Raw genomic sequence first — 21,638 nt, forward strand, 5'->3', positions numbered from 1 at the left:
ATGCGGACCAAAGGAGCAGGGTAGATAACATTCTGGTTGGAACGGTGCTAAACAGACTTCTGAGAGTTTTATTTGTGCTACAGAGTAATGGCTGGTATCCGTTATAGTAAAGCGTAACTCCGTTTGAAAGAAAATGAAAGCGGTTACTATTCTCCGCGATGATCCTGGCAGTTGAATTGGCCAGGCATGCAGAAAGAGTAATCAAGGGTACCACCAAAAGGCACTGTAACCATCACGGCAGCGGGCGGCAGAATGCGATCGGGACCATTTTGGGAGATGAGCGGTATTATCCGGTGTAAAAGTTGAAGTGAAAGATTGTTGCCCTTATCGTATAAACGTATAATTATGAGTGATTAAATGAGCACCCGTCAGGCGGAAGCTTGATCTACAAAAGAAAGGGTCATCCTGTGAAGGGTGGCCCTTTTCAAAACTGCCTTGCATACAGGAACTGTTGTAACTTACGGATATAAATTATATACATACTATCGTAATGGAAAACAAAGAAAACCTGGATATAGTCAACAGGAGGGTTCAAATATGTGGTTTGGGAAGAAAGAAACGCAACTGGATCGAATAAAAAACAAATTGAATCAAGCCATGCGCAAAGACACGGCTTTCTCGGAGTTTGGATCATCCTCACATCAATACAGGGTTAATGGGAAGCTTACAGCAAAAGAGCTGGCGGACTGGCAAGCACACAATCAGGTCACACTTCCTGAGCCTTTCGCGCAGTTTTTAACGAAAATCGGCAACGGAGGCGCCGGACCCTATTATGGAATTTATTCGATCGAAAAGGCAGCTTCCTATACCGAGCGCCAGGCACTCCTTGCAGAAGCTGTTCTGCATCCCGGGATGACCAAAGAGGAATGGAACCATCTGACGGAGCCCTTGACCAACGACGAGGACATCCCCGATGAGGAATACGACGACGCCCGTAATAAGGTGCTGGGTGGCATGTTGTGCATAGGCACCCAAGGCTGCGAATACGATATGTATCTCGTGCTTGAAGGGAAACACAGGGGGAGAATTGTGTACACCTCTGATTTTCATCCCGATCATCCCTTTTTCTTTGTCTATGAAGACAACTTTCTGGACTGGTATGAGCGCTGGCTGGATGAAATTATTCTGGATTATGATAACGGGTGGTTTGGCAGTCGAATGCCGGGTGATGAGAATGCGCTGATCCAGATTTATCAGAGCGCTCCAACCGAAGAAATCCAGGCAAAAGCGCTGGATGGAATGTTCAAGTTTAAGAAAATCTCTCAGCCAACCCTTGGTTTTTTGAAAAATATTGCGGAGCAAAGCCCAAAAAATCGGACCACAGCAATTTGGCTAATCTGCAAAACTTCTTTTGATGCGGGTAGAAAATATCTTCTGGAGCTGTTGCAATCGGATAGGCATGAGGGTTTTCTGCAAGCTTTAGAGATTCTGCATGCTTCCAGTAAAACTGTGGATTTAACGGAATTTATTCCAGTGATCTTGCAAAGGTTTGACAGGATTCACGACCCGGAAACGTTGCGTTATGCAGGGTATATCCTGGAAGATTACGATGCGATTACTCTCCGGAACTTTGCGCCTTTCTTGTGTCACACCGACCCGAAGATGCAAACCACTGCCATCTATGCCGCGCGCAGTTGCGAGAACAAGCAGGGAAGCTGGCAGATCATTGAACAGATGTTGATGGGGGGCGGCCCGCAGGTTCTGAATAACTCGATTTTATACTGGGGCATTATTCCACATGAGAAGCTGCTGCCTTACTATAAGGCGGTATGGCCGGAGTATAAAAGCAATCCGAATTTCAGAGAGAAATTTATCGGTTGTTTGCGGGAACTGCATTTGCCAGATGATTATTTCGACAAAAACGAATCGTGAGAATCGTAATCCATATCGAAATCGAGAGGCTTGGCGCGAAGAGAACATTGGTTCAATCTCTCAAGGAAAAGGTCGTCCTGAAAGGGAGGGGCCTTTCTTGCTGTTTGGACGAGAATAAGGAATGATAAAAAAACATTTTTGAACAAGGGCGTGTGCGTCCGGAAAGTGTATTCCTGGCTCTGAGCACAAACGGACCGAATTGCACCTATTTGGGGCTTTTAGCCTGTTACAGTAAGGAAACGGACTCCAGCGCAGTTATTTCTCCCTGAAGACCGTTTTTTGATAGAATCCAGAGCAGATAAGTGCATCTGGGTCCGCAAAAGAGAATAAACAGGGGTTTTACTCTCGATAGCGTCTCCTGAGTCCGAGTGAACGAATCCGCTGTGTGCTTTTAGGGACCCTATCTTCATTCAATACTAAACCCTGCTTCCCCAGAGCTCATCCAGTTTGAGGACACGCTCTAATTAATAGGAAAGAGTCGAGAAAAGTGCAACCAATCCTACGAACTTTCTACTATATAGATAAGAGGGATAAGATTTGTAAAGGAGAATACCGGATGGAAGATCAGGGAATAGTTCGCCTGTACTTACAGCGTTCGCAGCAAGCCATTATAGAGACTAAGAATAAATATGGGGCATACTGCAGAGTGATTGCAAGAAACACACTTTCCAGTTATTCGGATATTGAAGAGTGTGAGAACGATACATACTTAGGAGCATGGAATGCAATACCCCCTAATATGCCTAGAAAGTTCCCTGTATTTCTAGGGAGGATCACACGTAATATTGCGCTTGATAAACATGGTTATAATACAGCGAAAAAGCGTAATCGTGAGTTTGAAGTTATTTTAACTGAATTAGAAGAATGTTTAGCTTCCCCTGATACTGTAGAAACAGAGTATGAAGCAGGTGAGATAGCCAATTTAATCAATCAATTTTTATATGCCTTAGATGAGCAGGCAAGAAATTTATTTATTGGGAGGTACTGGTACTCCTATTCAATAAAAGATCTTTCTAAGAGATTTAATATGAGTAGTAGTAAAGTAAAGTCCATTTTATTTAGGCTAAGAAATAAACTTAAAGTTCACCTGGAGAAAGAGGGGGTTAACCTATGAAAAGAGAAGAGTTATATAGAGAAATCGGATTAATTGATGAGAACTTAATTGAAGCGGCCGGGCACAGTGGAACAGAGAAAAGGAAAAAAAGTATTTCTAAAAAGTGGGTTGTTTTGGTTGCCTGCCTTATCCTTTATAGTTCAACCGCTTCAGCTTTATTAGCAACAGAATATTATAAAAATCAAAATTCAGAGCCTTATATACGTTATTTAAGAGCTGAAGACATGGAGTTAGCACCTGTTACTCAATATGATGCGGAAAAATTTCTGCACGCTTTAAAAAGTGATAATGAGGAACATGTATATATTGCTATTAATAGGCTAGTAGAATGCTTTAATGATCAAAAGCTGAGAGAGAAAGCGTTAAAGGAACTCCAGCCATTTTTAGAAAATGATAATCAAAAAATTGCCGATTCGGCTGCTTTCGCTATAGATATTCTGTCAAAAAGTTACCGGAGCCCTTATATTTTTAAGTTGGCAGACGGAAGTATATTGTTTACGTTATTTAATAATTATTCGGATTATGGAAGTCAAAATGTCCTCTGGAGAATAAAAGACAATGTGCTTAAAGAATATTCAAGTTTTTCTCCACCATCTATGTATATTACAGATATTATTCCTTCACCCAATAAGAAGTTAGTTGCGATAGTGACATGCTCTAATAAAAGTGAATTCGTTCAAATTATTAATATTGAAGAGGGAATGACAAGTCCAGAGTTAGTAGAATCTGCAAGAGTCAAATATGGTGCACAAAAAGAATTAGATACATGGATTCGCACGGATTATGAGAATTATAGCTATGCAGATAAAATAGTGTGGAAAGACAATGATACTTTAGAGTTTGAGGGTTCTCTTGCCTATCAGGATACTGCGATTATAGAAAATGTTACTGTAGCGTATCAGTTTAGTAAAAAGGTAATAGAAGTAAAAGGAATTAGTGAGTCTAGATGAGAAGGTAACGGTTAAATTCCGGCAGACAGAAGCGGGAATAGGTCAGATAATATCCGCTTCTGTCTGCCGTTCGGCTACCATGCTTTTGACCACATTTCCCGGTGGCAGGCGGTTTCAAAACCAATTTTGGGATAAAAGTCGGGGGCACCTCCGAAACAATATGTAGCCCCCAGTTGTTCAGTGCGTTTCATTAGCTCGGTTACTGCTACAGTTGCAAGCCCTAAACTGCGATATCGCGGAGCTGTAGCAAGTGGTTCAAGATAGGCAAAATCGTTCACACCATCAACCCACATTCCGGCGAAACAGGCGTACTCTCCATTGGGGGCTTTTATTATTGCGGTAAGTTCCTTTCTGAAATGTGGACCACTCTGCATGAGCAATCTGGAATCAAGGTCATCGTCAGGCTCGTCTCCGTGGTTGAATCCCCGCCACAATACATCGTTAATTTTACGCAGGTCATTTTCATTTTCTAAAGTTATGAAAGTGAATCCCTCAGGTAATGTGCGCGTGGAAAAACCCGAAACGTAATTGTAAACTCGGATTGGCTCACTGTATACCTTGTGATATCCTTTTTGGACAAGCAAGTTTATAAGGTGTTCTTCATAATCGTATACCCTAACATCGAGGCTGTATTGGTCAGCTGATCTCTTAGACAGCTCTTTCTCCGCATATTCAACCATTTCTTGTTTTAAAAAATCATATCCTTCTTTGGTTGAAAAGTAGCACTCGCCAACGTCCATTTCATAGCAAGCCACACCTACAATTTCTTCGTTCTCCTCCCAAATACCAAATCGATGTGTTAGAGAATGGTTGAAATAAGGATGTGTATGCGCATACTCCCAAAAAGGCTGCGGGACATTACCGCCCAACTGATACTTCTTGAAGTTTAATCGCATGAACTGAGAGACTCTTTCGAAATCGGAAAGTAATCTATACCTTCTTAACGTGATCTTCATGTTATGACCTCCTCCGCCGTTATATGAAATAAGGTATCATGAGATTTTTTTATAATCTATGCAGAGAACATATTAAACAAAACTTGCCGCTTGAAATCTTGAAGTTTTCATGGAGAAGGAGAAACAAATGAATAACAACGACTTTTTAGAGACGATAGAACAGTCAGAGATAGCACGCCATAAAGAGTATCTGCTCCAAGTTGTGAGACCAGCAATTGATATAGTTAAGAATAACGATGTTGAACCACGATTGGGCTGTAGCCGTTTTGGAGGAGCGCCTGATTTACCAGTTGGCAGCGAATGGCCTACATATGAAGGCAATCCATATCGTTTCCTGGGCCAAATCAATTTTGCGGAAATCTCATTAACTGGAGCAGACTTGCCATCGACAGGACTCCTAAGTCTTTTTGTAGCGGATGATCCCGAGGGTGAGGGTTGCCTGGAGGTTTTTGAGGACGGATATGTTCATGCTATATATATTCCTGAATCCATAGATTTGGAGAAGATATCGCCGCCCAATCCCGATAATGGCAAGACCACTGTGCTTGAATTTATCCCGGCGATGGACATTCCTTATGACGAGTACCAGGTGAAGGATTGGCCTTTCGGGGAAGAAGAGAATGACATATACACTGAAATACGAGATTCTTTGCATAAAAGCTCAGACTACCTTCTAGGCTATCCTTCTCATTGTACACTGGCATATGATCCATCGCCTGGAGCAGGGTGGATCTCTCTGTTAACTATTGCTTCCGATGATGACCTTGAATGGTGTTGGCATGATGGCGACAATTTGATGATATTTATTGAAACAGAACGGCTTAAGAATTTGGACTTTAGTGCGCTTAAGTCTGATGCCGGTTAATGTTCTGGAGAACAGAGGACAAAAAGAGCCATCCGCAAAGGATGGCTCACTATGGGGAAATTGACCTACAGATTCGCTACAAGAACAGCCAGAATAGCCACAAAGGCCGGGAAGCCCTGAACCCATAAAATTGACTTCTTGGCAGTGACGCTGCCATAAATCGCTGCAACACCGACACAGATCAGAAAAAATAGCTGAAGCTGAAATCCCGTCGTTTCATTCGGATGGAACAATCCCCATAATAAACCAGCGGCCAGGAAGCCATTATACAGTCCTTGGTTAGCGGCTAGTGACTTTGTATCCTGCGCAAACTGCTTGCTGGTTCCAAACGCTTTCTGCGCTCTTGGAGTAGTCCACATAAACATTTCCAAAACCAAAATATATACATGCTCAAGCGCAACCAGTGCTACGAGTATCGTACTCAAAATCATCATTACAATCTCCTCCATTCCATCCTAAATTAGTAGTCATCTAAATTATATTTTGCAAAATATAATATTACGAAATTAAATATATCTAATATCCGAATTTTTGTCAATTGTTTATGAAAGTGAAATTCCTCCAGTGAAACCCTGCCGATGAATACCTCATGACCCAGGTTTTTTGATTCCAGTTGCCTGAAAAGACGGGTAAATGCTTCATGGTCCGCCCCCATTCGTCAGGCATTATTTGGCGGATTATTCCCGGCATCCGAAGGAGAAATATAAAACGACGGCAGTCTAGGACTTTATTCTTGTCCATGGCTGCCGTCGTTTCTTTTATTGTAGTGATTCTAGCGTGGTGTCTGCTTAGAAATCAAAGTTATCGGGATCCGGACCGACCCGCTCATCGCGGTTCAGCCCGTCAATCCGGCTCATGTCTTCATCGCTGAGCTGGAAGTCGAACAAAGCGGCATTCTCGATAATCCGCTGTTCCTTCGTTGACTTCGGAATCGTGATAATGCCATGCTGCAGATCCCAGCGCAGGATAACCTGTGCTACGGATTTGCCGTATGCGGCGGCGATTTCCTGCAGTACAGGCTGCTCCAGCAGCTGTCCCTGCATGAGTGGCGACCAGGCTTCGATCTGGATGCCCTGCTCCTTGCTGAAGGTTCTCAGGGGCTGCTGGGACAAGTATGGATGCAGCTCCACCTGATTGACCATCGGTTTGATTCCGGCATCCTGCATGACATCCTCCAGATGATGAATCTGGAAGTTGCTGACACCGATCGCTTTGACCCGGCCCGCTGTGTACAACGTTTCCAGCGCCCGCCACGATTCTTTGTATTTGCCCTCTACCGGCCAATGGATGAGATACAAATCCAGATATTCCAGGCCCAGCTTCTCCAGACTGGCCTCATAGGCGGCAAGTGTTGCATCGTAGCCGAGATCAGCGTTCCAGACCTTGGAGGTGATGAACAGATCTTCACGGTTCAGTCCGTTATCCTTCATAGCCTCGGCTATCGCCTGGCCAACGCCCCGTTCGTTCTGATAAGCAGCAGCGGTATCAATGCTGCGGTAGCCGTGGGCAATGGCCTGTTTCACCGACAGTACCAGTTCCTCCCCGTCGGCGACCTTAAAGACTCCCAATCCTAGCCAAGGCATCTTCACGCCGTTCTGCAGTGTAGTTGTATCCTGTAAATGCTGTGCCATCATATAATAACCTCCAGAATGTAATGTGATTAGTGATTAGTGATTTGCAGTTTGTACTTTGTGTATTTGAAACAGGATTGAATGGAGCGACAGGTGATCAGGCGGCTTCAGTCTGAGGTGTAAGCTCGTCTTTTCGTTCCAGCGCACGGCTCCAGGCGGTAAGGATTACTGCCCCAAATACCATGATTGATCCTACCCATGTGGTATGAATCAAGCCCATATGATCGGTGACAAGCCCTCCAAGGTATGCTCCGATGGCAATGCCGGCGTTAAAGGCAGCAATATTGACAGCAGAGGCGATATCTCTGGCGCTTGGCGCATACCGGTCGGCGAGCATTACGACAAAAACCTGCAGGCCCGGTACGTTCATGAATGCGAGCAGCCCCATGAAAAAGATGGTGACCAGTGCTGCGGCCTTAAAGGGTGCCGTGAAGGCCAAGACCAGCAGAACGACGGCCTGCAGGGCGAACATATAGAACAAGGCATTCATCGGCTTGCGGTTGGCTGCCTTGCCGCCAATCACATTGCCGATGGCGATGGCGATGCCGTACACCAGCAGAATGACGGCAACCGTCTTTTCCTTGAAGCCGCTGATATCATGCAGCAGAGGCGATAAATAGGTGAAGACGACAAAGGTGCCGCCGTATCCCAAAGCTGTAATTGCAAAAGCGAGCAGCAAGCGGCCATTCGTCACCAGCTTGACCTGGTCGCGCAAAGGCGTCTTCGTGCCTTTGCGCAGACCGGAGGGAACGAGAACCAGGTTCCCGATCAGCGCGGCGATGCCGGTAATGACTATGGCGATAAAGGCAGCCCGCCAGCCAAGCTGCTGCCCGAGGAACGTACCGAGCGGCACTCCGGTTACGGTAGCAACCGTAAGTCCGGTGAACATCACCGAAATGGCGCTGGCCCTGCGGTCCTCGGGCACGAGATCGGCAGCAATGGTTGAGGCAATGGACATAAACAGGCCATGGGAGAGGGCCGAAATGACCCGTGCAGTCAGCAGCATGGCAATTCCGTCAGCGGCAGCGGCCAGACTGTTGCCGGCGATGAACAGAACCATCAGCGCCAGCAGCAGGGTTTTGCGCGAGACCGCCGTGGTCAGCGACGTTAACACAGGTGCGCCAAAGGTAACACCCAGCGCATATAGAGTGACAGTCAATCCCGCTGTAGTTACGGATATATGCAGGTCATCAGCAATGAGCGGCAGCAGGCCGACACTGACAAACTCGGTTGTTCCTATCGCAAAGGCGCTGATCGCCAAAGCCAGCAGCGCCAGGGTACTTCTTCTTTTATCTAAGGACATGTTTTCCACTCCTACAGTATGGTAATCACCGGCCGGTAAGTGCTATTATGGATTACCAGGACGTTAAAGGATAGTACGTACTTTTTAGTGCTATAGGTACTAAAAAGTACCCGCAGATGTGTTTGAAGACAAAGCCCACCAAACTTTTCAGGAGGAATCCTCATGGCTAAAAAATATAATATATCCGTGGAAGCGACGCTGGAGGTGATCGGCGGCAAATGGAAATGCGTCATCCTCTGCCACCTGACCCACGGCAAGATGCGGACAAGTGATTTGAAGCGCCATATGCCGAATATTACGCAGAAAATGCTTACCCAGCAGCTCCGGGAGCTGGAGCAGGACGGCATCGTCAACCGGATCAGCTACAACCAGGTGCCGCCTAAAGTGGAATATGAGCTCAGCGAATACGGCTTGTCGCTGCGGTCGATTCTGGATTCCCTCTGCGCTTGGGGGGAGCGGCATATCATCAGGGAATATGGCGATAAATTTGCCGTTCTGGAGGACAATGTGCTGAACCACAAAAAGGCAGACTGAACAGCCCCGGCTCTGTGCGGAAATGACGCATTGAGCCGGGGCTGTCCTACGTTCCAATAGCAGCAGATGAACTGCAACTTTTTATAATCGGCTCCGTCTGGTAGAAAGAAGGCACAATCAAGCAAGTAAAACTACCGCGAGGTGAGTAGACATGAATAATCATAGATTCAAACAGCTTGTGCTGTCCGCAGCGGCAGTGCTGACATTGACTTTTGCCGGGCAGAGCTTTGCAGCCGCTGCTTCTTTTCAAGATCTGGTCGATATCCCGGCTAAAGTAAAAATTGAAGAGCTGCAGCAGAAGGGGATCATTCACGGGGTCACTGACAGTAAATTCCTGCCGAATGCTCCAGTTACTGCTGCCCAAGGCATTCAACTAATCGTCAACGCCCTGGATCTGAATATCGACATGGTTCGCTTCATCAAGGCCCCGCAGGCGACGGACTATTTCCCGAATGCCAGCAATACAGCCTGGTATGCCGATGCGCTGATTATCGCTGCCAATAACAATATTGGCCTGCCGGCAGATTTGGACCCTGCGGAGAACTGGACGCGGGAAGAATTCACCCATCAGCTGATGCTGGCGATTGAGAAGCACAGCAACCTTCCGATGATCAAGCTCATGCCGGTGGATATTGCCGACGAAGCTGATTTTACAAGCGGTTACGACGGCTCCATTCAGCGGGCGCTTGCCCTTGGAATCGCCAGTCTGGACACCGCGGGCAAATTCCATCCGGTCAAGGAGATTACCCGCGCAGAAGCAGCGGAACTGATCTACAATGCCCTGGAATATATCGCTGCCCATCCGGCTCCTGCCGGTGGATACGGTGAATAAGTAAGCGGAGGATAACGGGATCGCACTCTCTTTTACAACCATAGTGCCTGCCAGACTGACAGAAAAAACCGCAAGCCTCCAAGGAATTGGAGCGATTGCGGTTTTTTCTGTGTTCCCATAAGCGGACTAATCCGGCTGGCCTTCGGTAACCTGAATGGTGAAAATGAATACGGCGCCCTGTTCGATGCCCGGTTTGGCATAGATAGTGCCGCCCATGAGTTCAACCAGCATTTTGCAGATGGACAGCCCGAGGCCGGTGCCGCCGAACTTGCGGTTGATGGTCGCGCCGATCTGTGTGAAGGGCTGAAATAAATAACCCATTTTATCCGCCGGAATGCCGATGCCCGTATCTTCAACCACAAACTCCAGCTGCAGGACCCCATCCAGCGATTGTCTGAGACGGGTATGTACCTTCACACCGCCGCTAGCAGTGAACTTGATGGCATTGCCAATCAGATTGTTCAGGACCTGTCTAAGACGGTTCGGATCGCCAACCAGCAGCGCGGGAATCGCCGGGTCGATATCCATTTCCATACTTAGGTTGCGTTCTTTGGCGAGCGCCCTGAACAGATCCATCGTTTCTTTCAGGCAGGCATGCAGGTTGAACAGCTCGTAGTCCAGCTCCATTTTGCCCGATTCAATCTTTGTGAAATCGAGAATGTGATTAATTACGGATAGAAGTGCGTGACCGCTGGTATGAATAATTTCTGCCATTTCCAGATCGTCTGTCTCCAGCTCTGAAGTTCTGAGCACATCTGACATGGCGATAATTCCATTCAAGGGGGTGCGGATTTCATGGCTCATCATGGCCAGAAACCCGCTCTTGATCCTCAGGGCAACTTCGGCAGTTTCCTTCAATTCAGTAAGGACGACATTTGCCGCTTCCAGCTCCTGCGATTTGATCTGCAGTTCCTTATGGGTCTGATACAGGCGGACGAAGCCGTCTATTTTGCTTTTCAGGACAATCGGATGGAAGGGCTTGGTCAGAAAATCAATCGCTCCCGCCGTGTACGCCATCATGTAATTCTCCAGCTCGGAGGTTAGTGCGGTTAGAAATATAATGGGGATATCCCGCGATTTCTGGCGCATTTTAATCCGCTTCGCCGTTTCGAAACCATCCATATCCGGCATCAGCACATCCATAATTATCAGGGCGAATTCCTGCTCCAGCAGGCATTTCAAGGCATCCATACCGGAGCTGGCGCCAATCAGACGATAAGGAGTGTCTGCAAGCAGCGCCTGAACGGACAGAAATTCATCCGGACGGTCATCAACAAGTAAAATATTTACAGGATAATCCATATTTCCTCCCACAGCGGTTGAAATTTCTAAAATGTGAAGTCTGTCTGGTAATTATTGAATTAACCACACCTTCAGTACAGTAACCAGCTGGGTGGTATTAATCGGTTTGGAGATATAATCGGAAGCGCCGGCCTGCAGACATTTAAGCCTGTCTTCTTCCAGAGCCCGGGCGGTCAGGGCAATAATCACAAGCTGGTCATACTCCGGCATGGCACGGATATGCTTCATCGTCTCGTACCCGTCCATCTCCGGCATCATAATATCCATAAATACAAGCTGGGTCTCGGGATGCTGCTCCAGATGCTGTAACGCCTCTTTGCCGTTCTGCGCAAAACTGATATCCATATTATAACCTTCCAGGACACTTGATAACGCAAAGATATTGCGCATATCATCATCCACGAGCAGGATGCTCTTCCCGGCAAAAGCCGCTTCCGGATTATGCAGCTTCTCGATCAGGCGCTGCTTGTCCGGCGGCAGATCGGCATGCTTGCGGTGCAGGTACAGCGCGGTTTCGTCGTACAGCCGCTCCATGGATCGCACGTTCTTAATGACAATGCTCTCGGCATAATGCTTCAGACGTTGTTCATCGCCCTTGCTGAGGTCCTTGCCCGTATAGATGATGACCGGCAGGGTTTGCAGTTTGCGGTTGGTTTTGACCTGCTCCAGCAAATCGAAGCCGCTGATATCCGACAGGCCCAGATCAAGGACCATGCAGTCAAAATGATGGCTCACCAGCTGCTCCAATGCTTCCCGTCCTGTCCCCACTGCGACAATACGTACATCGGGATGCCCGATGAACTCTACAAGGCTGCTGCGCAGATCCTTGTTGTCCTCAACAATTAGCAGGCTTTTTACCGGCCTTCTGATATAGGTTTCAATCTGCAGGAAGGCAGCCTCCAGCTCGGTCTGATCGCTGGGCTTCTTCCAGAAGGAGAGTGCGCCCATGGCCAGGCTCTGCTGATTCTCTTCCGCGGTCGAGATCACATGCACCGGAATATGACGCAGCTCCGGCCGGCTCTTCAGGCGGCTGATGATTGACCAGCCGTCAAGGACGGGAAGATGCAGGTCGAGCAGGATGGCATCCGGCTTGTAGGCATGTGCCAGAGCCAGACCTTGATCGCCCTGAAAGGCGACGATCGCCTTGAAGCCTCTGCTGCGAGCGAGCTGCAGCAGAATGGCCGCGAACTCGGCATCTTCTTCAATGATCAGGAGCAGCGTGTCATCGCTGAGCAGATTCCCCCGGTCATCCTCCATTTCAGCGAACTGCAGCAGCTTCGGATTGGATATGGAAATATCGGGTACGAAGGATTCCCGGAAGGCAGTATTCTCCCGGCTGCTGGTGTTCGGATTGAGAAGCTCACTGCTGGCGGCAGCTGCGAACGTCGCAGCTGCCTGCGCAAGAGCGTCACCCTCCGGCTCAACAGCGGGAATAGTCAGGGAGAAGGTACTGCCTTTGCCTACTGTGGATTCAACTACAATTCTTCCACCCAGCATAGTGGAGAGCTCGCGGCAGATGGTCAGGCCAAGACCGGTTCCCCCATATTTGCGGCTGGTTGTGCCGTCCGCCTGCTGAAAGGCCTCAAAGATGCTCTCCAGCTTGGATTCGGGAATCCCGATACCGGTGTCGCTGACGGAGAAGACCGCCTCATTTCCGCTCATGCGCATAGATAAAGAGACGGAGCCCTGCTCCGGAGTGAATTTAACGGCATTCGATAACAGGTTGTTGATGATTTGCTGCAGCCTGTGGCCGTCGGTCATAAGATGGTCAGGCAGCCTGCTGTCACAATGGACATCAAAGCGGATATTCTTTTTCTTGGCCTGCTGCTCAAAGTGGCGGAACAGGTGGTTGCTTAGATCATGCAAGGAGACCGGTTCAAGGACAGCGGTCATCTTGCCTACCTCAAGCTTGGCTAAATCGAGAATCTCGTCGATCAGCTGCAGCAGATCTTTGCCTGCGGAGAAAATGGTATGCACATATTCAAGCTGCTTAGGGCCAAGATTGCCTTCTTTGTTCTCGGCAAGAATCTGCGACAGAATCAGCAGGCTGTTCAGCGGAGTGCGCAGCTCATGCGATACATTGGCCAGAAATTCTGATTTGTACTGGGCGGCCATGAAGATTTCTTCCGCCTGGGTTTTGATCTCCTCTTTTTGCTGCTCGGTAAGTTCGATTTGCTGCTGCAGGTGAATATTTGCGGCCGAGATCTCTTCTGTCTGCGCCTGAAGCTCTTCCGTCTGCGCTTGAAGTTCTTCGGTTTGTGCCAGCAGCTCGTCGGCTTGTGCCTGTATTTCTTCCTTTTGCCGTCCGGAAATCTCCATCTGCTTCTGTAAATCCTGGTTAGAGGCAAAAAGTTCTTCCGTCTGCAGCTTTAATTCATCGGCTTGGGCTTCAATTTCGGCTTTTTGCTCTTCCGTCAATTCCATCTGCAGCTGCAGCTGCTCATTCGAGGTCAGCAGGCTGTCTGCCTGCATCTGCAGTTCTTCTCCCTGCGCCTGCAATTGCCCGGTCTGTGAACGCAGCTCATCGGTCTGTGCCAGCAGCTCTTCGGTTTGCGCTTCGAGCTCCTGCGTCTGGGCCTGCAGCTCCTCCGTCTGGGCTTCCAGCTCTTCCTTCTGCAGCTGGGTTTCACCCAGCAACTCTTCGATTCTGGCCACGTCTGCCAAAGTATTGATTAGCACGCCCATGTTCTGGCCGGTCCGTTTAATCAATTCGTACTCTTTGTCAGCCAATGTGTTCAGGGTAGCCAGCTCGACCACGGCGACAACATCCTGCTCATAAATGACAGGAACCAGGATGAGCGTAGTGGGGGCAGCTTCACCCAGTCCGGAATGCACGCGGATGTAATGCTCCGGCAGATCATGCAGCACGACCATCTTCTGATCGAGTGCGCATTGTCCAACCAGTCCGCTGCCAAGTGCAAAGGGTTCGCGGCGGCCAGCTGCTTCATCGAAGGCATAACCGGCGGTGAAGTGCAGCTTGTCCACTTGTTTCAGATAGACCGCTCCGTAGGTTCCGCCGACAGCGGCGCTCAGCTTGCCGATAAAAACCCGGGCTGCGGTCTCTAAATGTACCGATCCCTGAAGCATCAGGGCCATTTCTGTAACTTGGGTATTGATCCAGGCCTGCTCTTCGGCTTGGAGCCGCAGGCTGCGTTCTTCTGTGGTCTTGTGCTCCAGATTAACGGCTAAAGCGTGAAAGGAATGTGCCAACTGCCCGAAATCATCTCCAGCTTCGGGGCTGATTGCGGAGGAATCGAGGGTGCCTTGCGCAATATCTACGGATATCTTCATAATCCTATCCAGACCCCGGCGGATGTTCCGCTGGATACTCATCATGAGTCCACTTCCAAGAATAATTCCGGCTGCACCGAATGCTAAAGACAGGAGTAAAGGAACCCCTTCAAGATAAATTATAGATACAGCAATCATGCTGCTGAGAAAAAGGATAAAGGCAGATGATGCTAACCAAACCCGTTGTTTTATTGTCATGCTCGCCCGTCCTTTGTCTAGTTAGTATCACGAATCACCTTTAATTATACTTTTAATAGAGAGGAGGCGATAGGGGAAGGCGAGAGAAAACGCCGGCAAATCCGCAAAAAAACAGGATTTACTGGCGTTATTCTCAGATTACTCTATGAATTGCGGACGAAAGTTAACGGGACCGTCTTTTTCCCTGGCGGCGCTTGGCTGAACCTTTGTTCAGGGCATGGCCTCCTGCGCCCCCGCCGACCGCCTGCTGCTGGCGTGTATAGGGGCTGTCGATGGCAGAGTTAGTTCCGCCTGTACTGTATGTTCCGCCGCCGCTGCCTACCTGTGTCGCCGATGAACTCATGCTGCCTTTAGGGAGCTTGACCGTCTGGTTGTTGATGACAACGACGATCTCCTTGCCGCGCGGACAAATCAAAGGGAGAGGATGTTTGCCGCCGTTTCGTCCTTTGCTCCCCAGGTTAGCGGCATCTCCTCCTGCGCCGACGCTCTGCTGCTGGCGTGTATAAGGGGAAGCAATGGCCGCATTGCTGCCGGCTGCGCTGCTTCGTCCCGCACCGCTGGCAATTTGGGTGGTATTGGCTGCGTTGGTGTATTGATTATTGATGACAAATACGAGCCGGTCTACTCCCGCCAGCGGCGTCCGTGTAACAATCCGCCGTTTTCCTTTTTGAATAATAACGACAATCCGGTCCTTTTGTTTGGCCACCCGTATCGTTCCTCTCTGAGTAGTTTTCCTTATCATAAATGCATGGGGGCGGAAATCGTGAGCAATACGGGCGGAGTGTGCTTAGAAACAAACGCTTGCCTAATAGGCCGATTGAAAACATATGTATTTCATGAAAATATGTCATAAATGGATGAAATAATGCTTAAAATTTTGCTTGTAAGGTTCGGACAGAGCGTGTAAGATATACAAGGTATTTACTACGACTTTTCATAAACAACTCATATAATCTTGGGAATATGGCCCATAAGTTTCTACCGGATAACCACTGTAATTATCCGACTATGAGTGAAATAGCGCATCTAGGGTTCCGTTTTTTATGCCGCGGCATAAGAAGGGCTGGTCCAAGCGATGCGGACACTGCTTATGTGTTACACCACTTAGGGACAAAAACCCAGAGGGACAGATTCACTTGAGAAACACTCAAGGGGATCTGTCTTTTTTATTTAAAGATAAGAATTTATCGTTTCCACTTGTCACGATTCAAAGAATTCATCAGATCATATCAAAGGAGCGATCACCCGCAGTAATGAAAATATTAGAGGAACGAATCAGAGAAGAGGGCTTGATTCTGTCGGATACGGTGCTGAAAGTAGACTCGTTTCTGAACCATCAGGTGGATACGGAGCTTGCGCTGCAGATCGGGCAGGAATTCAAGACAATCTTCGGGCATCTCCCGGTTACGAAGGTGTTGACGGTTGAGGCCAGCGGAATTCAGTTTGCGATGGCGGCAGGCATTGCCTTAAAGGTGCCATTCATCTATGCCAAGAAGAAGAAAGCTATCACGCAGTCGGAGGACGTCTATTCGGCCCCGGTACATTCCTTTACCCGTCAAGAGCATTACCGGATCAGCATCTCGCAGAAATATCTGGGCCCGGGCGACAAAGTGCTGATCGTCGATGATTTCCTGGCTACGGGCGCTGCTTTGGTGGGACTGGCTGATATCGTGGAGGAATCCGGTGCAGAGCTGCTCGGCGTGGGCTGCGTGATCGAGAAGAGCTTTCAGGAAGGACGCAGTCTGCTGGAGAAAAGAGGAATCCCCGTGCATGCCTTGGCACGAATCGCTTCCATGGCGCCGGGAGAAATTCATTTCATAGACAATACTGCTGATATTGAAGAAATGATCAAGGAGAGTGCAGGATGTTAAGCAAACAAAAAGTCTTCGCATTAGGACTCCAGCATGTGCTGGCCATGTATGCCGGCGCGGTCATTGTGCCGCTTGTTGTCGGAGGGGCGCTGAACCTGAATGGAACACAGATGGCCTACCTCATTGCTGCGGATTTGTTCACTTGCGGACTGGCCACGCTGCTGCAGGTCATGGGCAGCAAATATTTCGGCAGCGGCCTGCCGGTGGTGCTGGGCTGCACCTTCACTGCGGTCAGTCCCATTATTGCCATCGCCTTGGATTCCAATCTGGCAACAGCCTATGGTGCGATTATTATATCGGGATTGTTCGTTGTGTTTGCCGCCCCGGTCTATGGGAAGCTGCTGAAGTTCTTCCCGACCGTGGTAACCGGTTCTGTGGTGACCATTATCGGGCTGTCGCTCATTCCGGTTGCTATGAATAATGTGGCCGGCGGGCAGGGACAACCTGATTTCGGAGAACCCCGCAATTTGCTGCTGGCCTTGATTACACTGCTGGTGATTCTCGCTGTGAACCGGCTGACAACCGGGTTCCTGCGTTCCGTTTCTGTACTGGTAGGTCTGGTTGTCGGGACGGCTATCGGCTATTTTATGGGCATTGTACATTTCTCCACTGTCGGTTCTGCCTCTTGGATCAGCGTGGCCCAGCCGTTCTACTTTGGCTGGCCCGAGTTTAATATTACGGCCATTTTCACGATGATTATCGTAAATATCGTATCCATGGTGGAATCGACCGGCGTTTACTTTGCCGTAGGCAAGGCTACAGACCAGAAGGTCGAGCAGAAGCAGATTGTCAACGGCCTCCGCTCTGAAGGTCTCGCCATAATGCTTGGAGGGCTGTTTAATGCCTTCCCGTATACCGCATTCTCCCAGAACGTCGGACTGCTGTCACTGACCCGTGTCAAGACGCGGAATGTGATTTTTGCCGCCGGCGGTATCATGGTTGTGCTGGGACTGTTGCCTAAATTGGCTGCGTTAACCACAATCGTGCCGAATGCGGTACTCGGCGGGGCAATGATCGTAATGTTCGGTTCGGTCGCGGCTTCCGGAATGTCGATCCTCTCCGAGGTCGATCTGCGCAAGGATGGCAACCTGCTGATTACCGCCTGCAGCATCGCTGTCGGCCTGGGCTCGGCGGTATTGCCCTCCATGTTCGACCAACTGCCGGAGTTTGCCAGAATGCTGCTGCAGAATGGTATTGTTTCCGGGTCGCTCACTGCGATCATTCTGAATCTGTTCTTATCCAAAACACAGGATAATACAGCTCCTGCCGCCGTGCAGGATGCACAGTAATTCCAATATGCACCTCTAATAAGAATTACCGCCGGTTCCGAAATAAATGGAATCGGCTTTTTTTAGAAAGGGGGAGGAAATATGCTGAAATATTGGCAGCGTATTCTCGGGAGTCTGCTGCTGGTATCCCTATTGCCGCTGCTTTCGGTCCTTCATCTTTTTACGGGCCAGCAAGATATGCCGGTCTCACGCCAAGGGGTCATGGATCTTCGGGCTTGGGATTTCCGCCATGACGGCGTGGTGAAGCTGAACGGGGAATGGGAATTATACCGCGATGCGCTACTGACGCCGGGGAATTTCAGCCAAGCTGATCCGGGCGGGGAGGGAGTGACGGCTTCTACCATAATCGAGGTGCCGGAGAAATGGAACCGTTATCTGTCGGATACCGGCAGCCCAGAAGCCAGAGGTTATGCCACCTATCGGCTGCAGGCCATGATTCCCTATGGAGAGGATGTTATTTACGGCCTTCGGACGGCCAACATCCGCACGGCAAGCAAGGTGTTTGTGAACGGACAGGAGATCGGCAGCAGTGGAAGTCCGTCTGCCTCCTCTTCTGAGGGGCGGCAAGAAAACTACCCCTACATGGGATTCGCAGCCGTATCCGGCGACAAGCTGGAGATTATTGTCCAGGTGGCCAATTACAGCTACTCTTCCGGCGGAATTGTTCTGCCGGTCGTGATTGGCTATCAGGCCGACATTTTGAAGCACCGTGAATTCGCTCTTTTTGTGGACGGTGCAACGCTGTTTGGTTTTTTTGCCCTCTCCTTATTTCTGCTGATGTTCTCCAGAGTAAAGGAAAGCCGGGGCATTACTTTAAATCTGGGATTATTTTGCACAGCGGCCTTTGTCTATGTACTGACCCACGGGGAGAAGCTGATTTCCTTCGCGCTTCCGGGCCTGCCTTATGAAATTGTACTCAAGCTGCAGCTGGCTTCATCCACGCTGGTTTATTTTTATCTGCTCAGATATGTTGCCCACTCGGTAAACTATCCAATGCCTCCGGCGGTCATCAAGAGCTCTAAGGTGATCACTGTCGTCCTGCTGCTTATCGCTATATTTGTGCCTGCTTACTGGTTCAGCTATCTTGAGGGGCTGCTCTTGACCTGGGGCTCCATAAGTTTGAGCTTTGTCCTCTATTCCATGGTTAAAGGTACGAAACAAAACACGCAAAACATGTTCTTCATGATGGTCAGTATTGAGAGCTTAAGCATCGTCATTTTATGTTACCTGCTTACGTTTACCGGCCTTGCCCTCAGCTATGTTATTACCTCCTACGAGATCATTCTGTTCGGATTCTTTCAAGCTGCGCTAATGACCCGCAAATACGCTGCCTCCTTCCTGGAAGTGGAGCAGCTGTCACGCAGGCTGCTGACGCTTGACGGACTGAAGGACGACTTTATGGCAGATACCTCGCAGGAGCTGCGGAAGCCGCTGCAGGGCATTGTAAACATTGCACAGACGCTGGCCGAGGGTGCAGCCGGGGCTTTAACTCCTGAGCAAACCGGTCAATTGTCCATGATAGTCTCTACCGGCAGGCGGCTGTCTGCATTAATTAATGATATGTCGGATTTCGCCAGGCTGAATCACGGGGATTTCTTTCTGCGGCGGCAGGCGGTGGACCTGCGGAGGGTAGCTTCTTCCGTAATGGAGGTTACCCGCCATGTATCGGGCAATTCCCGTCTGGTCTTCAAGCTGAACCTGCCGGAGTCTCTCCCGCTGCTAGAAACAGATGAGCAGCGGCTGTCGCAAATCTTATTCAACCTGTTGTCAAATGCTGTGAATAATACCCCTCAGGGTGTGATAACCCTGTCTGCCGAGGTTAAAGAAGAGTATGTTGCTATCTTTGTAGCGGATACTGGCTTAGGGGTCGCTCCAGAGCGCTTGCGTACCATTTTTGACGCGTACGATCCGCAAGGGGCGGCCGCCCAAAAAACCTACAGGGAAAACGGCCTTGGCCTCAGCATCACCCAAAAGCTGGTAGAGTTGAACGGGGGGAGAATCGAAGCCGAGTCTGAACCGGGTCAAGGCTCGGTATTCCGCTTCACGATGCCGATACTGCAGAAACGAACAGCGTTTCTGGATCAGGACTATCTGGAGATTACCGGTTGGGAGTCGGCAGCGGCTTTGGAGTCTCCAGGAGAAGAGCCTGCGCTTCCCCTTGAAGGGGAATGCTGCTACATCCTTGTTGTCGACAATGATCCGGTCAATCTCCAGGTGCTGGCCAATGCGCTGCAGCTGGAGCAGCATAAAGTGATTACCGCAGGCAGCGGGCCTGATGCGATTATACAAATGCAGAATCATCCCGAACTGGACTTGATCATTATGGATTGGGTAATGCCTGAAATGCCGGGGCTGGTGTTATGCAAGGCGATTCGCGAGCGGTTTGTTTTATCCGAACTGCCGATCCTAGTACTGACAGGCAGCAGCCGCCCGGAAGATATTCAGGCTGTTTTTGAGGCGGGGGCCAATGATTACTTAAGCAAGCCGGTAGAGCTGCGGGAATTCAGGGCACGCGTGAAGACGCTGCTGGATATGCGCAAGTCCATCCGTACGTCGGTACAGACGGAAATTGCCTTCCTGCAGGCCCAGATTAAACCTCATTTTCTGTATAATGCGCTTAATGCCATTATCTCGGTTTGTCCCGATGATCCGGATAAGGCGACCGATCTGCTGCTTGATCTCAGCCAATACTTGCGCAGCAGCTTTGATTTCCAGAACCGCGGGCAGACGGTGCCGATCGGAAAGGAACTGGAGCTGGTGAGGTCCTATCTTGCGCTGGAGAAGGCGAGATTCGATGAGCGGCTGAATATCGAGTTTGATGTGCCGGAAGGTCTGCGCGAACTGGTCCCTCCGCTCAGCATCCAGCCGCTGGTGGAGAACGCGATCAACCACGGACTGATGCGGAAAATGGCCGGAGGGACCGTCAATCTGTCCGTTAAGCTGCTGGCCGGGCAGCTCGTTGTTGCGGTATCTGACAATGGGGTGGGCATCACTCCGGAGCGGATTGAACAAGTGTTGTCCGACGCGCACTCCGAAGGAGGCATCGGCCTGAGGAATATCCAGAGGCGGCTGCTCAAAATATACGGAACCGGTCTGATGATTGTGAGTACGCCGGGCAGGGGAACTACGATCTCTTACACCATCCCCAGAGGGAATCCATCCATAGACAGAGCAAAATAGGCATCCATCCGGACTGCCAATGAATAGCCGGGTTCGGAACATATTGTGAACAGACTTCCTTTCACGTATTTCCGATTGCCAATATTATTCCAATACCCTAGAATTTACTTGGACCCTAACAGATAAAATAGATAGGGATGGACTGCGGGCTCATGAAACGAAATTGTGCTTACAGCGTATCAGAAGCATAAACAGTTATCAGGAAAGAAGGGTAATAAGTGGATAATGGAATGAAGGTCATCCTGTTTGAAAAAATGCCGGAAGGCGATCTGCGTGTCATCGAGGAACGTACCTGGAGCATGAATATGATTACTGCCCTGGAACATGTCAATTATATTGTAGTGGGCAGCCGGGAGTATGAGGCAGTGGAAGGACGGCTGAACGTGGACGAGGGGAAGCTGGAGCTTTTGCTGGTTCCGATGCGTGCTGAAGGATAAATTGTCAGGAAAG

General features: G+C 49.3%; 18 protein-coding genes and 1 riboswitch. Of the genes, 11 read left to right on the forward strand and 7 right to left on the reverse strand.

Annotated elements, in window-relative coordinates:
• The first annotated feature begins 158 nt into the window (after positions 1-158).
• The 4 genes from NYE29_RS11465 to NYE29_RS11480 all read left to right on the forward strand — a co-directional run bounded on the left by NYE29_RS11465 (position 159) and on the right by NYE29_RS11480 (position 3,936).
• Positions 159-299: a hypothetical protein gene (locus tag NYE29_RS11465; protein ID WP_340896045.1), complete on the forward strand. Its 141-nt coding sequence runs from the start codon at positions 159-161 to the stop codon at positions 297-299.
• Between the two features lie 238 nt (positions 300-537).
• A complete protein-coding gene (locus NYE29_RS11470) occupies positions 538-1,872 on the forward strand; it encodes an SMI1/KNR4 family protein (protein WP_340896046.1) in 1,335 nt (444 codons plus the stop codon).
• 556 nt (positions 1,873-2,428) lie between these two features.
• Entirely contained in the window at positions 2,429-2,986 is a 558-nt protein-coding gene (locus NYE29_RS11475) for an RNA polymerase sigma factor (RefSeq protein WP_340896047.1), read from the forward strand.
• Positions 2,983-3,936: a hypothetical protein gene (locus tag NYE29_RS11480; RefSeq protein WP_340896048.1), complete on the forward strand. Its 954-nt coding sequence runs from the start codon at positions 2,983-2,985 to the stop codon at positions 3,934-3,936. The genes NYE29_RS11475 and NYE29_RS11480 overlap by 4 nt, the downstream gene beginning before the upstream one ends.
• Before the next feature lie 74 nt (positions 3,937-4,010).
• On the opposite strand, the gene NYE29_RS11485 is transcribed toward NYE29_RS11480, so the two are convergent.
• Complete coding sequence (locus NYE29_RS11485) at positions 4,011-4,892, reverse strand: GNAT family N-acetyltransferase (protein ID WP_340896049.1); 882 nt, start codon at positions 4,890-4,892, stop codon at positions 4,011-4,013.
• Positions 4,893-5,001: 109 nt separating this feature from the next.
• On the opposite strand from NYE29_RS11485, the gene NYE29_RS11490 reads away from it, so the two are divergent.
• Positions 5,002-5,757: a YwqG family protein gene (locus NYE29_RS11490; RefSeq protein ID WP_340896050.1), complete on the forward strand. Its 756-nt coding sequence runs from the start codon at positions 5,002-5,004 to the stop codon at positions 5,755-5,757.
• A gap of 65 nt (positions 5,758-5,822) precedes the next feature.
• Here NYE29_RS11490 and NYE29_RS11495 read toward each other — a convergent pair whose 3' ends face one another.
• The 3 genes from NYE29_RS11495 to NYE29_RS11505 all read right to left on the reverse strand — a co-directional run bounded on the left by NYE29_RS11495 (position 5,823) and on the right by NYE29_RS11505 (position 8,691).
• Positions 5,823-6,191 carry a DUF1304 domain-containing protein gene (locus NYE29_RS11495; protein WP_340896051.1) on the reverse strand — a complete coding sequence of 123 codons (369 nt, stop codon included), beginning with the start codon at positions 6,189-6,191 and terminating at the stop codon, positions 5,823-5,825.
• A gap of 354 nt (positions 6,192-6,545) precedes the next feature.
• Positions 6,546-7,388 (reverse strand): aldo/keto reductase, encoded by an 843-nt coding sequence (locus NYE29_RS11500; RefSeq protein WP_340896052.1) that lies wholly within the window; start codon positions 7,386-7,388, stop codon positions 6,546-6,548.
• A gap of 97 nt (positions 7,389-7,485) precedes the next feature.
• The gene (locus tag NYE29_RS11505) at positions 7,486-8,691 is read right to left on the reverse strand and encodes an MFS transporter (RefSeq protein WP_076110945.1); all 1,206 of its coding nucleotides are present in this window, start codon (positions 8,689-8,691) and stop codon (positions 7,486-7,488) included.
• A 162-nt stretch (positions 8,692-8,853) separates the two neighbouring features.
• On the opposite strand from NYE29_RS11505, the gene NYE29_RS11510 reads away from it, so the two are divergent.
• Complete coding sequence (locus NYE29_RS11510) at positions 8,854-9,225, forward strand: winged helix-turn-helix transcriptional regulator (RefSeq protein ID WP_038597842.1); 372 nt, start codon at positions 8,854-8,856, stop codon at positions 9,223-9,225.
• Positions 9,226-9,376: 151 nt separating this feature from the next.
• Positions 9,377-10,057 (forward strand): S-layer homology domain-containing protein, encoded by a 681-nt coding sequence (locus tag NYE29_RS11515; RefSeq protein ID WP_340896054.1) that lies wholly within the window; start codon positions 9,377-9,379, stop codon positions 10,055-10,057.
• A gap of 126 nt (positions 10,058-10,183) precedes the next feature.
• Here NYE29_RS11515 and NYE29_RS11520 read toward each other — a convergent pair whose 3' ends face one another.
• The 3 genes from NYE29_RS11520 to NYE29_RS11530 all read right to left on the reverse strand — a co-directional run bounded on the left by NYE29_RS11520 (position 10,184) and on the right by NYE29_RS11530 (position 15,554).
• Positions 10,184-11,359 (reverse strand): ATP-binding response regulator, encoded by a 1,176-nt coding sequence (locus NYE29_RS11520; RefSeq protein WP_340896055.1) that lies wholly within the window; start codon positions 11,357-11,359, stop codon positions 10,184-10,186.
• A 51-nt stretch (positions 11,360-11,410) separates the two neighbouring features.
• The gene (locus NYE29_RS11525) at positions 11,411-14,848 is read right to left on the reverse strand and encodes a response regulator (RefSeq protein ID WP_340896056.1); all 3,438 of its coding nucleotides are present in this window, start codon (positions 14,846-14,848) and stop codon (positions 11,411-11,413) included.
• Between the two features lie 163 nt (positions 14,849-15,011).
• Positions 15,012-15,554, reverse strand: a complete 543-nt coding sequence (locus tag NYE29_RS11530; protein ID WP_340896057.1) for a hypothetical protein — start codon at positions 15,552-15,554, stop codon at positions 15,012-15,014.
• Between the two features lie 219 nt (positions 15,555-15,773).
• A riboswitch (purine riboswitch) is annotated at positions 15,774-15,877 on the forward strand.
• Between the two features lie 224 nt (positions 15,878-16,101).
• On the opposite strand from NYE29_RS11530, the gene NYE29_RS11535 reads away from it, so the two are divergent.
• The 4 genes from NYE29_RS11535 (at position 16,102) to NYE29_RS11550 (ending at position 21,625) form a co-directional block, all read left to right on the forward strand.
• Positions 16,102-16,719 (forward strand): xanthine phosphoribosyltransferase, encoded by a 618-nt coding sequence (locus NYE29_RS11535; RefSeq protein ID WP_340896058.1) that lies wholly within the window; start codon positions 16,102-16,104, stop codon positions 16,717-16,719.
• Positions 16,713-18,008 (forward strand): nucleobase:cation symporter-2 family protein, encoded by a 1,296-nt coding sequence (locus NYE29_RS11540; RefSeq protein WP_076110951.1) that lies wholly within the window; start codon positions 16,713-16,715, stop codon positions 18,006-18,008. Before NYE29_RS11535 ends, NYE29_RS11540 begins: the two co-directional genes overlap by 7 nt.
• 81 nt (positions 18,009-18,089) lie before the next feature.
• Positions 18,090-21,188 carry an ATP-binding protein gene (locus NYE29_RS11545; protein ID WP_340896059.1) on the forward strand — a complete coding sequence of 1,033 codons (3,099 nt, stop codon included), beginning with the start codon at positions 18,090-18,092 and terminating at the stop codon, positions 21,186-21,188.
• Between the two features lie 230 nt (positions 21,189-21,418).
• Positions 21,419-21,625 (forward strand): hypothetical protein, encoded by a 207-nt coding sequence (locus NYE29_RS11550; protein ID WP_038601107.1) that lies wholly within the window; start codon positions 21,419-21,421, stop codon positions 21,623-21,625.
• Positions 21,626-21,638 lie beyond the last annotated feature (13 nt).

It is taken from the genome of Paenibacillus sp. FSL M7-1046 (genome assembly GCF_038007405.1).
In the GTDB taxonomy this organism is placed as follows: Bacteria; Bacillota; Bacilli; order Paenibacillales; family Paenibacillaceae; genus Paenibacillus_AQ.